The organism is Pseudomonas sp. P867 (assembly GCF_019891455.1).
GTDB classification, from domain to species: Bacteria; Pseudomonadota; Gammaproteobacteria; order Pseudomonadales; family Pseudomonadaceae; genus Aquipseudomonas; species Aquipseudomonas synxantha_A.
The window spans coordinates 1-750 of the sequence record NZ_JAFLXB010000041.1; the positions used below are offsets into that span (position 1 = coordinate 1).

At 55.5% G+C, this 750-nt stretch carries 1 pseudogene; it reads left to right on the top strand.

The annotated features are described in order from the left end of the window. Positions 1-750: pseudogene (locus tag J1G33_RS27730) on the top strand (IS3 family transposase); the annotation flags it as partial.

Sequence of the window (750 nt, forward strand, 5' to 3'; positions counted from 1 at the left end):
ATTCAAAATCCAAGCGGTCAATCAAGTGACCGAAAAGAAGCTTCCCGTCGCTGACGTAGCGGCGCGTCTTGGCGTGTCGACGCATAGCCTCTATGCCTGGATAAAGCGCTACAGCAAACCTCAGGCAGAACGGCAGCAAGACGATGATCAGCACGCTGAACTGCGCCGTCTGCGAGCGGAACTCAAGCGGGTCACTGAAGAGCGAGACATCTTAAAAAAGGCCGCCGCGTACTTTGCCAAGGAGTGCGGCTGAAGTACGCCTTTATCAAGCAGCGCGCGGGCGACTATTCCATTCGACGGCTTTGCCTGACGCTGAAAGTCCATCCCAGTGGTTATTACGCTTGGTTGTCTGAGCCGCAATCTGCACGCGCTAAAGACGACCAGCGATTGCTGGGTTTGATCAAGCAATCGTGGCTGGAGAGCGGCGGAGTTTATGGCTATCGCAAAATCCATGACGACCTGCGCGAGGTCGGTGAAGATTGTGGTCGGCATCGTGTGGCGAGGTTGATGCGTCTTGAAGGTCTACGCTCTCAGACAGGGTATCGACGTCGCCCTGGAAAGTACGGCGGTAAGCCAGCGGTCGCCTCACCCAATTTGCTGAAGCGCCAGTTCGATGTCGGGGAACCCAACAAGGTTTGGGTCACCGACATCACCTATATTCGTACGTATGAAGGCTGGCTGTATTTGGCGGTGGTGCTGGATCTGTTTTCCCGTCAGGTCGTTGGCTGGTCAATGAAGTCGCAGATGACC